We start from the raw sequence: 13,789 nt of genomic DNA on the forward strand, positions 1-13,789 counted from the left end.
GCTTTGGCAATGTCTTTTTGTTTCATTCCGTTTTGGAGTAGCACAGAAATTGTGTACCTTTGCTCCGAGGTTAATTGTTTGTACATAGCAATGCATATTTAATTAATCTTTGGGAGACAGAGGTCTCCCTTTTTCATTTTTATGCATTGCTTGCTGATTTTTCCACTCATGGGGGCTGCTCGCCCCCAAACCCCTCGGGGTTTTCAGGCATAGATTATTAAGCTACACCCGTACTTGGGATTGCAGTTCTATGTTGAACTTGCGCTTTTGTTTTCATGGTTTTGGTTTTAAAACATTGTACCTTTGCAGTTATGATAAAAAAGCAAAACCCATTCTTTCGCAAAGCACGGTACGAACAAATGGAAGTCCGCGAGGAAGCTCCTTTGCTGGAGTGGCTGCTTGCAAACTTGAGTCAAAGCAAGTCAAAGACCAAGGCAACCTTACATAATCATGGCGTAAAGGTGAATAGGCGTTTGGTGACAAAATTCGACTATATGCTCAAGCCAGGAGATCATGTTTCTATTAGTACAAGCAAGAAAAATGATACGTTTCAAAGCAAACATGTCAAGTTGGTCTATGAGGACCGCTACTTGGTTGTCGTAGAGAAAAATAACGGAATATTGTCAATGGCCGCTGGACATATGTCTCTTAATGTTAAAAAGGTACTGGATGATTATTTCCACAAATCTCATCAGAAATGTACGGCACATGTCGTTCATCGTCTTGACCGCGATACATCTGGCTTAATGATTTACGCAAAGAGCATGGAGGTTGAGCAACTTCTTGAGCACGACTGGCATAATATTGTGTACGATCGTAGATATATTGCTGTGTTGAGTGGGCAGATGGAGGATAATGAGGGAGTTATTGCCAATTGGCTGAAAGACAACAAGGCTTATGTCACCTATAGTTCACCAGTTGACAATGGAGGTAAATATGCAGTCTCACATTTTCATGTGTTGGATCGTTCTGCCAACTACTCTCTTGTAGAATTTAAATTGGAAACTGGCCGAAAAAATCAAATCCGTGTTCATGCTGCCGATATGAACCATCCTGTTTGTGGTGACATTAAATATGGAAACGGCGATGACCCTATCCATAGACTGGCACTTCATGCTTATGTGCTCTGTTTCTATCACCCCTTGACGCATCAGCCGATGGAGTTTTCAACTTCAATTCCTATAAGTTTCAGGAAAGTATTTGCTAAAAGATAAATTATATGGCTAATTTAGAATATTACCTTGCTATCATTGCAGTTGTTGTAATTGGTGTTTTCCTCATCAAAGAGGTAGCAGGCTGTATTTTCAAGGCAGCAATTACACTTGTTGCGCTTGTTGTAGTTCTCTACCTTCTTAGAGTTTTAGGCCATATTTAATGACGTGATAAATAAGAGACAAATAATATTGATTATCAGGTGCATAATTCATAATGACTTTAGTTTCTGTTTAATTTTATAAAATAAAGTTGGATAAACTTGACTTCTGTCAGAATTTCAAAGCTACTCAATAAAAATAAATAATAATGACAAACGAAGAATTAATGCGGAGGGCTATTGAGCTCTCAGAGAATAGTGTTAAAAGTGGTGGCGGTCCCTTTGGTGCGGTCATTGCTCGTGATGGTGAAATTATAGCCGAAGGTAGCAACAATGTCACAATCGACATGGATCCTACGGCCCATGCTGAGGTCTCTACCATTCGGAAAGCTTGCAAGAAATTAGGAACTTTCGACTTGAGTGGTTGTGTTATTTATACTTCATGCGAGCCTTGCCCGATGTGTTTCGGTGCTATTTATTGGGCACATCTCGAAAAGATATATTATGCAAACGACCGTAAGGATGCAGGAAAGATTGGTTTTGATGATGATTTTATATATGAAGAGATTGCGGTAAAGCCTCAATATCGCAAAAAGCCATCTGAAATTCTCCTTCGTAATGAGGCTATTAATGCTTTCAGAATGTGGGAGAAGAAAGAAGATAAGACAGAATATTAAATAGTCAGTGAGAATCATTCTGTCTGTGATATGACCTATCAGCTCATTCCACAGGCAGTTTTTTTATTTTTGAGGGAAAAGCCTTTCGAACTCCGCCCGTAATTTAGATTCATCGTCTATTGTTTCACGAATCGAATCTAAGTTTTTAGCATTGGGAGAATTGGGAATCCAAAGTCGCATATACCCCGTTCGACTATATTTTGTTTTCATGTGCTCTAAGAATCGTATCCATTGTTCTTCTTTTCCCTTTTCAGGGTAATTCTCTATTCCGAACTCAATGGCACGAGTGAAAACGATTTCTGGGGTAAGATCTCTGTCAGCTTCTGCAACAATCTTACCATAAATGCTTCGGGGGACACGAGAGCTGCTGGCACGATGGTCTTCAACAGCTTCTTTCATTATGCGGATTTGTTCGGGTGAGAACCACTTCCTCAACCGTGCATCGTTCAATAGTATCTTCCCACTTGTTAGATGATGAATGGCCCGTGGCCCTTCCATTCCAAGGTCATGGTAAGCTGCAATAACATAGACCATATTGCAGTCAGCGCCCGTAACTGGCACCAAGTCAAGTGAGTTTTTTATAACTCTCTGTGCATGTATAAGTCCGTGTGATTTGCCAAATGCATTGTACCGAGGGAGGATTTGCTGTTCAACAAACTCCATTATTTCCAAATTGACATCTTTTGCCATACAGATTTTAGATTGCTAAAAATAATATTCCTATCGTGGAGAGAACGCCAAAGACGAACATGTTTCGTGCAGTTTGTCCAAGGATTTTGTTAAGTTCCTTTCCTTGTTTAATTCTTATCATCTGTTTATAAGTACACAAGTGGAACAAAAAATATGTTAGCAAGAGCCCCATAGCAATGAAGCTTAGTGGACTTCTATCAAGAAGATAGGCTATTACCATAAGAAAGGTTCCTATTAAACCTAACAACAGATAAAGGCGTTCGGCATTCTGCTCACCTATTCTTACTACAAGTGTCATTTTCTCATCTCGTTTGTCGTTAACTCGGTCGCGGTAATTATTTACAACAAGCAATGTGTCTATTACCAATCCACAAGCTATTGAGGCTATAATTACTTGCATCGTGACAGTTTGAAAGTGTTCGGGTAGGGATAAATAATAACTCATACAAACAGGAATAATGCCAAAAAAGATGAGAACGAGCAAGTCGCCTAATCCCCAATAAGATAAGGTTGTTGTATAGAGAAAACAGAAAATAACGCATACTAATCCTATAATTATCATTTCTAATCCACCATAGATTATGAGTGGCAATCCCAAAATTGCAGCAGTAATTGTTGTAATGATAAGTCCTCGGCGCATCGCTGGGAGAGTTATCCAGCCTTCAGAACATGCACGTTTCGGCCCAAGTCTTGTCTCTTTGTCATCGTTTCCTTTAATACAGTCAAAATAGTCGTTAATAAAGTTTGCGTCAATCTGCATTACAAATGCAAAGAAAAAACAAAAAATTGCTGGAATTACTTGAAAGTTTTCCCATCCCACATCCTTAGCTGCTAATGAAACTCCGATCATTACAGGCACTGCAGCTCCAGTAAGTGTTTTTGGACGTGCGGCAAGTACCCATGCTCTAAAAGAATTTGTCTCAATGTCAGATTTCATCAATGATAAAAATGATTAGTCTTTATGTATTCGCTATTAATTTAATTAAAGAAGTTCCAGCTTACTCCGAATCTAAATATGCGTTCATTAAGTGGATAGTGGGGAGTGAAGAAGTAGTTTCCTCCATTACTGCTATTCACGTGCGAAATCATTACGAAGAAACGAGTGTGTTGCAATTGGAAGTTTGCATATGCATTAAGAACCGGATAACCACCTATTTTTGTTTGGCTTTCGGTGTTTTCTTGAATACCAAATGATCCAACTCCTGGAATATATTCGGGCGCATTGTACTTTGTGAAGTAACGCATATCAATCCCTAAATCACACTTTAAGACCTTGGCAATTGTAAAACGGGTAAATAAATTGGAATAAATGTTCAGAGTTGGGGTAGGTAGAACTGCATCATCACTCGATTTCTGTAGAGTGATAACATTTTGCCAATTAAAAATTCCCAGCCTGAAGTTTTGAAGGAGTTGGAGAGTAAGCAAGCTGATTGCTCCACTGTGCTGCCTTACATTTACATCATTTGCTTCAATAAGGAAATTATCACCATTCGTTACCCTGTTGTTTTGCAGTCCAAAATAAGTATAATTTTTTATGAGGTCATATCCAACACGAAGCCTTGTATTGGTTTTCTTCAAAGAAAATTCGCCTATGATTCGTGAGTGAATAAGTTGATTCAGGTTGTTGTCCCACCAATAATGGCGAGAACGGAATGTGTTCATGTAGAATGAAGGAGCAGACCGATGGAAAAATGCTGTAGCAGCCAGTTGAACAGTGTCTCCGAATAAAGGAAAATTTAAATCGGTATGTCCGTCAACATGCAATTGTCCTGACCTCTCACCAGCTACCCAAGCTTCTGCACTCACATCATAATGTAGAGTCTTTCCTTCGGTCTTAATTAATTGTCCTCCAACAGATACATCATGTTGATTCCACTTCTCAAACCCCGAAAATGTTGCAACTGTTGAACCTGTGGCAGCCAATATACTTGGCAACTCGTAATGGCGCAACTCGTATGACACAAAAGCCTTAACTCCGGCTTTAGCCCATTTGTTGAAGCCTTCGAGGAGAGCTATTGCAAATGTGTTTTTAAGAGTCCAATGTTTGGTTACATCGTAGATGGAATCACCCGAATTTATCTGTTGCCTATAATAATCATTTAAATAGTATTTGTCTGGTGTCTGATATGCTTGGTATATTCGGCGATAATTACTAAAGCGTGCTGTATGAATAAAACTCGTTACAGGTACGTATTCATCTTTCATCCATTGGTTGGCATCACCCTTATTCTCAGGGGATTTGAGTGCTTTAGAAGTCTGAACAGAATCTTGGCTACTGGTGTTGTCATTCTTTTGATTGCTGATAGGGGGGGCGTCTGAAGAAGGAGCCTCTCCCATAATCTTTGCATCATCAGGTCGTCCTACTGTTTTTTTGTTCTTATCGTATTCTTTCTCGTTGAACTCCTCACCGCTTCGTTCTGATTCCCGTCTTGCTTTTTGTTTTGCCTCTTCAGCTTTTTGTGCTTCCTTGGATTTAATCGCGAACTTTTTGGCGTTGATTTCGTCTTCAGTCATAGGAACTTTTCTATAGAATCCAAGACTATATCTGTGGTTAAAAAATACGTGCTGATTATCATTTCTGTTCCAGTTTTTTGAAAGAACTGTCGGAATCTCATTCGTTCCATACGAATCTTTGAATGACTCTGGATGAGTGATATATGCATCGTTTGTTATTCCACCACCTTCTGCTACTTTTTGATGATTGAGCGAAAAGGCAAGATGGGCCTTATATTTCTCACCCGTATAGCTTCCCCATATAGAATAATGTATGTGAGAGGTACTCTGATTAGTATAATATCCTCGTCCATAGAGATAGTCAAACTTAAAACCAAACCCCCATCTTTTTCCTGCATTAATGGCAAATAATGCTTTGAAATGGTCCTCGCCGTTTGTTCGGTTCCCAGCTCCATTATATGAGAGATTAGTTATAGGAGAAAGAGTTGATGTATAACGAAAATTCGCTTGATCAACAATAACTTGATCATAAGGATTTAGAAATAGAAATTCTAGTGGATTCTTCCGATCAATAAAAATGCGGTTCTGACGTGGAGATCCAAGATTGCCCAGTGAATTGTACTCACCTCGTAGTCCTGTATTGAATATGGTGTTCATATACATTTCAGAAAGAGTGTCAGGAGTAACATTCTTTCTGTCGCCGAAACGCTCATCGATAGTCCACACCTTCAAACCACGAGGAATTTCCTTATGCTGACTTTGGATAGAGTCAGACCTGCCTAACTGTCGGTTGTTACCATAACCATTTGCACTGAAAGTGTCATCATTGGTTATTTCATTATTGTTCTGCGCTTTGATGGTTAAGAAAACCATCAGTGTTACAATTACAAAGAAATATCTCTTCATTAACGGAATATACGGAGTATAACTTCTATAAATTTAAATACCATTGAGACAAGAACAATGATTGTTCCCGTATTCTGGTATTCAGGAATAAGGTAAAAAATAATTCCAACAATTGCCCCCAGCATAAATATCGAATTGAGCCATTGACGTATACCTAAGAAACGATCCTGTTCCTTTTGAGGCCGTAATCTATGGTTAGGGCGACGAATTGTGCTATTTTGTCTTTCTTCGGTCATCATTTTATTTTAAAGCAGTTGCAAATCCTTCAAAGATTTCATTTTTACGATCTATAGTTGTTCTGCGGAATTTACCCGCAATAGGTAAAAGACGAGTACGTTTCTTGTTGACAGCATATTTGTCAGTTATCATTTCTTCAGCTTTATAGTTAGTCACAGAACCCGAAACTTCATAAGCATAATTCAATCGGTTCATAATTAGTTCTGCTTGCCCATCAGAACAAGAGACCTGTAAGATATAAGTAAATTTGGCTCTATCGACTGAAAAGAAATTTGATGAGAAAATTAAATATTCTTTCATCGATGCAACGATTCCATGCCTTTCTGGATTAACTAATGAGATCTGACTTCCTTCCAACTGATTCTTTCCTTGCGTAATTTTTGTCAAATATTCAAAAGCCTTGCCATACAGTTCTTTGGCACTTTTACCTGGGGCATCAAATTTTTGTGACCAGATAACTTCATTATTCACAAACGGGACTATACCTTCCTGCAAATAATATGTCTTATTGTTTACTTCGTTATTAGGAACAGTAGTTGCCCTATCCTCAACATTGTTTTTAGTTGGAACTGACCAAGTATTAGGAGTAGGGGCTATAGTCTCTTCTTCTGATGACTCAACAATATTCCTTTCTTGAGAGTTCTTAAGGCTTTTTACTGATTCTTGATTCAACCGAGCTGCCTCGGTATTGAGTCGATCAGCTTCAGCTTTTGTTTCTTCTATTTTCTTTTTAATAGCTAACGTTTTGTTCTTAGTTTCTTCTTGCTGCGTTTCTTTTGTTTTTGCCTTGGCATTGAGTCGGGCTTTGACAACATTTTCTTGTGCCTGTTTTAATTCTGCTTGTGCTTTTGCAAGCTGAAGTTGAGCTTGCTCAAGTTGTTGCTCCGGGGTTAATGTACTCTGGGCAGACATAACCATAGGAAGGCACACCATTAACGTAATCAATATCGTTCTCATAAATAAATTAAGACTTCTTTATATCAAGCAAAGGTATGAAAAAATAGTTTATCGTTAAACGGTTATAAGGTTTTTAACGTTTTAACTTTAACTTTTAACTATTTCTGTTCTAGTTCTTTCTGCAATCGTATAATCTCATCACGGTACTGCGCTGCCTGTAAGAAGTCTAGATCTTTCGCAGCTTGTTTCATTAAGGCTGTTGTATTTTGAATACTTCGTTCCAACTGTTCGCGCGACATTTGCAAAATGATAGGGTCGGCAGCAAAAGTCGCATCTTGAGGTGGCTCGATGTAGGCAACTTGTGCTTTTTTTCCTGCTGTGCTTTGAGATGTTTGATTACCATTGGGCATTGGAAGTGTACCTTTGATAGCGCGGACAATTTTTGTTGGTGTTATATTGTGTGCAGCATTGTATTTCAATTGTTTCTCACGTCGGCGCGCAGTTTCATCAATTGTCTTTTGCATGCTTTCCGTGATAGTATCAGCATACATAATAACTTTTCCATTGACATTTCTTGCTGCCCGACCAGCAGTCTGTGTTAAACTCCGATGGCTTCTCAAAAAACCTTCTTTGTCAGCATCAAGAATTGCAACTAATGAAACTTCAGGCAAATCGAGTCCTTCACGTAGAAGATTTACTCCAACCAAAACATCATAACCCCCTGTTCTTAAATCATTAATGATTTTAATTCTATCCAAACTTGCAACATCGCTATGAATATATGCGGTGCGGATATCGTGATTGAGCAAATATTCTGTTAATTCCTCTGCCATCCGTTTGGTTAGAGTAGTGATGAGCACCCTTTCATCTTTATCACTTCTTAGGATAATTTCTTCCAGAAGATTGTCTATCTGATTTTCTGAAGGCCGGATTTCTATCTCAGGATCAAGAAGTCCCGTCGGGCGAATCAATTGCTCAACCACAACCCCTTCAGCTTCTTGCAACTCAAAGTTAGCAGGTGTAGCAGAAACGTATATAATTTGGTTGATAAGGCTGTGGAATTCCTCAAATTTTAACGGGCGATTGTCAAAAGCTGCTGGTAAACGGAAACCAAATTCTACAAGATTTTTCTTGCGTGCTCTGTCCCCACCATACATTGCAGAGATTTGAGGAACACTGACATGGCTCTCATCGATGATTATAAGATTGTTTTTTGGAAAGAAATCGAGTAAACAGTAAGGTCTCTGTCCTGCTTCGCGCTTATCAAAATAACGAGAATAATTCTCAATTCCAGAACAATGCCCCAGTTCTTTTATCATCTCTAAGTCATATTCTACGCGCTCTTTAATTCTCTGGGCCTTAATGTTATCTCCAATTTCGTTAAAGAAATTAATCTGCATTGTCAAATCGTCCTGAATCATTTGAATAGCAGCCTCAGTCTGTTCTTTTGAAGTAACGAAAAGGTTTGCTGGATATATCTCATAAGCTTCGAATGATGCAAGTCGATGATAAGTGATGGAGTCCACCTCTTCAATCTCATCAATTTCATCATCCCACCAGGTGATACGGAGGACATTATCGCTATACGCCATAGCAACATCAACCGTATCTCCTTTAACCCTGAAATTTCCTCGTTGCAAATCTATATCATTTCTGACATAAAGTGCATTAACGAGACGTCTTAAAAATTCGTTTCGCTCAAGTATTAATCCCTTCTTGATTTTTATGACACTATCTTTCATTGCAACTGGTCCGCCCATACCATAAATGCATGAAACTGACGAGACGACTACAACGTCCTTGCGGCCAGAAAGTAATGAGGAAACAGCAGATAAACGTAACTTGTCAATCTCCTCATTGATTGTCAAATCCTTCTCTATATATGTATCTGTTGATGGCATATAAGCTTCAGGCTGATAATAATCATAGTACGAAACATAATATTCGACGGCATTTTGAGGAAAAAATCCTTTCATTTCCTCATATAGTTGAGCAGCCAATGTCTTGTTGTGTGAAAGAATAAGGGTTGGCCTGTTCACATTGGCTATGACGTTGGCCATTGTGAAAGTTTTACCAGAACCAGTAACTCCCAAAAGCACCTGGCTCTTGTCGCCTCGTTCTATGCCCTCGGTCAGTTCCTTGATAGCCTCTGGCTGATCGCCTGTGGGTTTATATTTCGATTTTAGCTTGAATTTCATTATTATTCGCAAAGTTACTAAAAACTACAGATACATTTGTATAAAAGGTGATTTTTTGCTAAAATTTACAAGGTGCTTTTGGTATTTATAGAATAATGTGTAACTTTGCAAATCAAATTTGATTTATGAAGAAGAATCTTTTCATTATTATCGCATTGGTATTGCTCTTTACCGGATGTGCTCAGGAATACAATCGGGTCTATAAGAGCACAAATTATTCATACAAGTATGAATTTGCAAAAGAATGTTTTGCTAATGGCAAATACAGTTTTGCCGTACCACTACTACAAGATCTTGTGACAATCCAAAAAGGAACTGATAATGCACAGGAATGTTTGTATATGCTGGCTATGTCTGAATATAGATTGAAAGACTATGAGGCAGCATCGGAAACATTCAAGAAATATTATCAGACATATCCCAATGGCGATTATGCCGAAATGGCTTCTTTTTACATTGGGCAGAGTCTTTATGCTGGAACGCCAGAGCCAAGACTTGATCAAACCCCCACAGTTGCTGCAATAGCTGCTTTTCAGGACTATCTTGATGTTTACCCTGATGGGAAAATGAAAGGTACGGCACAGCAAAGATTGTTTGAATTGCAGGACAAATTGATTCGCAAGGAATTTTTGAATGCTAAATTGTACTACAATCTCGGTTCCTATTTCGGAAATTGCACTAATGGTGGTAATAATTATGAGGCTTGTATTATCACCGCCGAGAACGCATTAAACGATTTTCCTTATACTCCATTACGCGAAGATTTTGCCATACTTGTCATGAAAAGCAAGTTTGAACTGGCACAAATGAGCGTCGAGGAAAAAAAGATACAACGCTATCAGGATGCAGAAGATGAATGTTATGGATTCATTAATGAATACCCTGACTCCAAAGAGCGTGAGACAGCCGAAAAATATATCGAGAAATGTAAGGCATACACGAAGGAGTAATTATCAAAACGCAAATTTAATACATACAATATAGAATGGATTACAAAAAATCAAAATCACCTGTAAACACGGTTACTCGTGATGTTTTAGAACTTTGGAAAGAAACAGACAATGTTTATGAGAGTGTTGCTATTATAGCAAAACGTGCCAACCAAATTTCTATTGAGATTAAACAGGACTTGAGTAAGAAATTGGCAGAATTTGCTTCTTACAATGATTCGCTTGAAGAGGTATTTGAAAATAGAGAACAGATAGAAATCAGTCGCTATTATGAGAAACTGCCGAAGCCCACTTTGTTGGCAACTCAAGAGTTTTTGGAGGGTAATATATATTGGCGCGATCCATCCAAGGATAATTTAGACGAAGAGGACTTCTAACTATGATACAACGTAAACAGACTGTCTTTCTATTCCTGTCACTGATAGCTACGTTGATATGCTTGTCAATGCCGATAGCCTTGTTCGAGCCACAAGGGATGGGAGGGGAAAACAGAATGCTTAATTTATGGGTAATTGACAGCAGCGGAACCAAAGATTTCAGCGTATGGCCATTGTTTGCCATTCTATTATCGACAGTTCCTCTCCAATTGTTTGCAATTTTCGACTATCACCATCGCAAACGTCAGATAACGACTTGTAGCATTGCTCTCATATTGATTATTGTGTGGTATATTGCCTATGGTGTGCTTAGTAAAACTTTAAGTAGCGGAATGATATATCACGCTCAATTAGCATCTTTTCTGCCTTTACTAACGCTGATTCTTATATTTTTGGCAAGACGGGGAATAAAAGCAGACGAAGCATTGGTTAGAGCAGCTGATAGGATAAGATAAAAATAGTATAATATTCATAAGAACGAGCGCGTGCATATCTTGCACACGCTCGTTTGTTTTAAATGCGAATACTGACAATCTCAGATACAAGAAAGCGCCACCTGAGGGAGTGAAGACGGAACGAAAGGCCAGAGCTTACCCCTTTCTTAAGTATTTGCAGACATATTTGTTTTTATGAACGACGGCTAATCTTGGATGCTTACGTTGAAAGATTAGCCCATAGACAATACCGAACACTGAACTCAAGCTTTCTAAAAGGTGAGGTATGGTCCGCTGAAACCTTACCTTTCGCATTGTGAAAGATGAGCTTTGGATATGTAAAATCTATTGTATTGAATTATAGTGAGTTGATGGGTGTGCATATATTGCAGATATTTAAAACTTTTTCCTAAATCAGAATCTTGGCAATCAACTTTCTCTGCTTGCCAATTCCAATCAGTGGTGCGTGACCATCTTCTGGGAAACAAATTGCAAATTGTCCAGGCTTTATGTGGAAGTATTGGTCAGCCAACTGTTGGTAGAATGCAAAATCCTTGTCCTCGTCATACTGAATATCAGGTTCTCCCAGGTCGGCTAAAGCCTTCCATCCGATGGCTTCTTCTGCGATAAGAGGAATGTGAACATCAATGTATTTACGGTGAACTTCGATTAACTGTTCGTCTTTTTCCTTCAGTTCCACTTCTTCCAAATTGATGAATAGTTGCTTGGCATCTAATTCAATGCGCCCAGCTTTCATCGTCGTGAAGTCATGTTGTGAAGCGTATTCGAATACTTTGCGCATCCGAAGATGAAGTGAAAAATACCTGTTAACCTCTCTTAAATCTCCTATGATCATTTTTTTCTATTGTTTTTGTTTAATTTTGTCAGCGTAAAGGTACGGTTTTATTGTCAAAAAGATAAAGGATAGAGAATTTCTTTACATAGTTTTTGAAATGAAAAGAGACTATATCTGAATGATATAGCCTCTTTACTATAGAAACACATTGTTCTTTTCATTATCTTTTCCGATAAGCCCTTGAATCATGACTTGTCGTTTGTTTCCTTCATATCAAGGAACTGTTGCTTTGCATCGTAGAACTCATATTGCAGGAAGCCGAGTTTCTGCGAAGGGATGATATGCACGCCAATTCCATACTTCATTTGCCATCTTCGTTTCATGGAAATCATTCCTTGGTTGATGTAGGCCGCAACGTAAGGATGTACGTGCAAATAGAATTTCTTAATACCTATCTTGTTAACGAGACGGTCAATTTTGCGTTCCAGCTGATCAGTAAATAATATGCTCGATCGAATTTTTCCAGTGCCAAAGCATGTGGGACACTCCTCATCCACATCCACATCCATTACTGGACGAACGCGCTGTCGAGTGATTTGCATGAGACCAAACTTGCTCAGTGGTAGAATGTTATGACGAGAGCGGTCTTTCTGCATCGCTTTGCACATGCGCTCGTATAGCATCTGACGGTCTTCCGCAAGGTTCATGTCGATGAAATCAACAACGATGATACCTCCCATATCTCTCAGTCTCAATTGTCTGGCAAGTTCGTCTGCTGCACCCAGGTTGGTGTCCAGTGCATTTTGTTCCTGTCCTTTTTCCTTGGTACGGTTTCCACTGTTCACGTCAACAACATGCATGGCCTCCGTGTGTTCAATGATTAGGTAACAACCGTGACCATAGTTGATGGTCTTGCCGAAGCCTGATTTGATTTGCCTTGTCACATCGAAGTTGTCGAAGATAGGCACCTTGCCGTTGTATTTCTTTACTATGCTTGCCTTTTCAGGGGCAATAAGTGAAACATAGTGTTTGACTGCAGTACAAATTTCCTCGTCGTTGACATAAATATTCTCATAGGTTGGGTTGAAGAGGTCGCGGAGCATGGCTACCGCACGTCCTGTCTCTTCGAAGATGAGCTGTGGACGATCCTGAGTTTTCTGAACTTTTGTGATGGCTTCCTTCCATCTGTTCAGCAGAACTTTCATCTCAGAGTCGAGCTCCGCCACCCGTTTTCCTTGCGCAACCGTACGAACAATCACTCCAAAATTCTTTGGGCGTATGCTCTGAATCAGTTGTTTCAGGCGAGCGCGTTCCTCACCGCTTTTAATTTTTGAGGAAACATTCACTTTATCCCCAAATGGTATGAGCACTAGGTACCTTCCTGCAAAGGAGATTTCTCCCGTGAGGCGAGGCCCTTTGGTGGATATGGGTTCTTTAACTATTTGCACCATTACCTCTTGCCCTACTTGTAGAGTGTTTTGTATGCTTCCGTCTTTCTGCAAGTCGGGTAGGCGACTGGCTTTTTGGATAGGATAAAGCTTTTTCCTGTCGCTTTGTACCTGTTTGAGGTATTTAGCAAAGGAGTTGAACTGACTTCCTAAATCAAGATAATGAAGAAATGCGTCGCGTTCGAAACCTACATCTACGAAACAAGCATTCAAACCCGGCATCAGTTTCTTCACTTTTGCCACGTAGATGTTTCCCACAGAGAAATTCGCTTCTCTTGGCTCGCGTTGGTATTCCACCAGGCGCTTGTCCTCAAGTAATGCTATCGAAATCTCTTTCGGCTGGGCATCAATAATAACTTCGCTTGTCATTTTCTTCTGTTTGTTATAAGTATTCCGTACTTATATTTCATAAA

General features: G+C 39.2%; 15 protein-coding genes. 6 read left to right on the forward strand and 9 right to left on the reverse strand.

Features of this window, described 5'->3' with window-relative positions:
• The coding region (locus H515_RS15240; RefSeq protein ID WP_154653653.1) for a helix-turn-helix domain-containing protein at positions 1-86 on the reverse strand (86 nt) is incomplete at its 3' end.
• Positions 87-311: 225 nt separating this feature from the next.
• Between H515_RS15240 and H515_RS0105280 the strand changes: the two genes are divergently transcribed.
• The 3 genes from H515_RS0105280 to H515_RS0105290 all read left to right on the forward strand — a co-directional run bounded on the left by H515_RS0105280 (position 312) and on the right by H515_RS0105290 (position 1,989).
• Positions 312-1,214, forward strand: coding sequence for an RluA family pseudouridine synthase (locus H515_RS0105280; RefSeq protein WP_028901677.1), 903 nt, complete (start codon positions 312-314; stop codon positions 1,212-1,214).
• Between the two features lie 5 nt (positions 1,215-1,219).
• Positions 1,220-1,375 carry a hypothetical protein gene (locus H515_RS14815; RefSeq protein ID WP_169719586.1) on the forward strand — a complete coding sequence of 52 codons (156 nt, stop codon included), beginning with the start codon at positions 1,220-1,222 and terminating at the stop codon, positions 1,373-1,375.
• A 146-nt stretch (positions 1,376-1,521) separates the two neighbouring features.
• The gene (locus H515_RS0105290) at positions 1,522-1,989 is read left to right on the forward strand and encodes a nucleoside deaminase (RefSeq protein ID WP_025876219.1); all 468 of its coding nucleotides are present in this window, start codon (positions 1,522-1,524) and stop codon (positions 1,987-1,989) included.
• A gap of 63 nt (positions 1,990-2,052) precedes the next feature.
• Here H515_RS0105290 and H515_RS0105295 read toward each other — a convergent pair whose 3' ends face one another.
• From H515_RS0105295 to uvrB, 6 genes are all read right to left on the reverse strand, one after another.
• On the reverse strand, positions 2,053-2,679 hold the full coding sequence (locus tag H515_RS0105295; RefSeq protein ID WP_028901678.1) for an HD domain-containing protein: 627 nt from the start codon (positions 2,677-2,679) through the stop codon (positions 2,053-2,055).
• Between the two features lie 7 nt (positions 2,680-2,686).
• Positions 2,687-3,616 (reverse strand): 1,4-dihydroxy-2-naphthoate octaprenyltransferase, encoded by a 930-nt coding sequence (gene menA / locus H515_RS0105300; RefSeq protein ID WP_036890744.1) that lies wholly within the window; start codon positions 3,614-3,616, stop codon positions 2,687-2,689.
• Positions 3,617-3,657: 41 nt separating this feature from the next.
• The gene (locus H515_RS0105305) at positions 3,658-6,039 is read right to left on the reverse strand and encodes a putative porin (protein ID WP_025876215.1); all 2,382 of its coding nucleotides are present in this window, start codon (positions 6,037-6,039) and stop codon (positions 3,658-3,660) included.
• The gene (locus tag H515_RS15035; protein ID WP_025876214.1) at positions 6,039-6,275 is read right to left on the reverse strand and encodes a hypothetical protein; all 237 of its coding nucleotides are present in this window, start codon (positions 6,273-6,275) and stop codon (positions 6,039-6,041) included. Before H515_RS15035 ends, H515_RS0105305 begins: the two co-directional genes overlap by 1 nt.
• A gap of 4 nt (positions 6,276-6,279) precedes the next feature.
• On the reverse strand, positions 6,280-7,233 hold the full coding sequence (locus tag H515_RS0105315; RefSeq protein WP_025876213.1) for a DUF4468 domain-containing protein: 954 nt from the start codon (positions 7,231-7,233) through the stop codon (positions 6,280-6,282).
• Between the two features lie 98 nt (positions 7,234-7,331).
• Positions 7,332-9,371 (reverse strand): excinuclease ABC subunit UvrB, encoded by a 2,040-nt coding sequence (gene uvrB / locus H515_RS0105320; RefSeq protein WP_025876212.1) that lies wholly within the window; start codon positions 9,369-9,371, stop codon positions 7,332-7,334.
• 125 nt (positions 9,372-9,496) lie between these two features.
• Here uvrB and H515_RS0105325 point away from each other — a divergent pair, with 125 nt between their 5' ends.
• The 3 genes from H515_RS0105325 to H515_RS0105335 are packed head-to-tail and all read left to right on the forward strand — an operon-like array spanning position 9,497 to position 11,153.
• Positions 9,497-10,321, forward strand: a complete 825-nt coding sequence (locus H515_RS0105325) for an outer membrane protein assembly factor BamD (protein WP_028901679.1) — start codon at positions 9,497-9,499, stop codon at positions 10,319-10,321.
• A gap of 35 nt (positions 10,322-10,356) precedes the next feature.
• Complete coding sequence (locus H515_RS0105330) at positions 10,357-10,698, forward strand: DNA-directed RNA polymerase subunit omega (RefSeq protein WP_025876211.1); 342 nt, start codon at positions 10,357-10,359, stop codon at positions 10,696-10,698.
• Between the two features lie 2 nt (positions 10,699-10,700).
• The gene (locus H515_RS0105335) at positions 10,701-11,153 is read left to right on the forward strand and encodes a DUF4293 domain-containing protein (protein WP_028901680.1); all 453 of its coding nucleotides are present in this window, start codon (positions 10,701-10,703) and stop codon (positions 11,151-11,153) included.
• A 388-nt stretch (positions 11,154-11,541) separates the two neighbouring features.
• Here the strand turns inward: H515_RS0105335 and H515_RS0105340 are convergent, their stop codons facing one another.
• Both H515_RS0105340 and H515_RS0105345 read right to left on the reverse strand, forming a co-directional pair.
• Positions 11,542-11,988 (reverse strand): NanQ anomerase/TabA/YiaL family protein, encoded by a 447-nt coding sequence (locus H515_RS0105340; protein ID WP_025876208.1) that lies wholly within the window; start codon positions 11,986-11,988, stop codon positions 11,542-11,544.
• A gap of 185 nt (positions 11,989-12,173) precedes the next feature.
• Complete coding sequence (locus H515_RS0105345) at positions 12,174-13,745, reverse strand: Rne/Rng family ribonuclease (protein WP_025876205.1); 1,572 nt, start codon at positions 13,743-13,745, stop codon at positions 12,174-12,176.
• Positions 13,746-13,789 lie beyond the last annotated feature (44 nt).

The sequence above is a fragment of the Prevotella corporis DSM 18810 = JCM 8529 genome (genome assembly GCF_000430525.1).
GTDB classification, from domain to species: domain Bacteria; phylum Bacteroidota; class Bacteroidia; order Bacteroidales; family Bacteroidaceae; genus Prevotella; species Prevotella corporis.

Bases quoted from the DNA above. Each gene is read 5' to 3' on its own strand.
- H515_RS0105315 (WP_025876213.1), bottom strand. From the start codon at position 7,233: ATGAGAACGATATTGATTACGTTAATGGTGTGCCTTCCTATGGTTATG.
- menA (WP_036890744.1), bottom strand. From the start codon at position 3,616: ATGAAATCTGACATTGAGACAAATTCTTTTAGAGCATGGGTACTTGCC.
- H515_RS0105335 (WP_028901680.1), top strand. From the start codon at position 10,701: ATGATACAACGTAAACAGACTGTCTTTCTATTCCTGTCACTGATAGCT.
- H515_RS0105340 (WP_025876208.1), bottom strand. From the start codon at position 11,988: ATGATCATAGGAGATTTAAGAGAGGTTAACAGGTATTTTTCACTTCAT.
- H515_RS0105295 (WP_028901678.1), bottom strand. From the start codon at position 2,679: ATGGCAAAAGATGTCAATTTGGAAATAATGGAGTTTGTTGAACAGCAA.
- H515_RS0105325 (WP_028901679.1), top strand. From the start codon at position 9,497: ATGAAGAAGAATCTTTTCATTATTATCGCATTGGTATTGCTCTTTACC.
- H515_RS0105345 (WP_025876205.1), bottom strand. From the start codon at position 13,745: ATGACAAGCGAAGTTATTATTGATGCCCAGCCGAAAGAGATTTCGATA.
- H515_RS0105305 (WP_025876215.1), bottom strand. From the start codon at position 6,039: ATGAAGAGATATTTCTTTGTAATTGTAACACTGATGGTTTTCTTAACC.
- H515_RS15035 (WP_025876214.1), bottom strand. From the start codon at position 6,275: ATGACCGAAGAAAGACAAAATAGCACAATTCGTCGCCCTAACCATAGA.
- H515_RS0105280 (WP_028901677.1), top strand. From the start codon at position 312: ATGATAAAAAAGCAAAACCCATTCTTTCGCAAAGCACGGTACGAACAA.
- H515_RS14815 (WP_169719586.1), top strand. From the start codon at position 1,220: ATGGCTAATTTAGAATATTACCTTGCTATCATTGCAGTTGTTGTAATT.
- uvrB (WP_025876212.1), bottom strand. From the start codon at position 9,371: ATGAAATTCAAGCTAAAATCGAAATATAAACCCACAGGCGATCAGCCA.
- H515_RS0105330 (WP_025876211.1), top strand. From the start codon at position 10,357: ATGGATTACAAAAAATCAAAATCACCTGTAAACACGGTTACTCGTGAT.
- H515_RS0105290 (WP_025876219.1), top strand. From the start codon at position 1,522: ATGACAAACGAAGAATTAATGCGGAGGGCTATTGAGCTCTCAGAGAAT.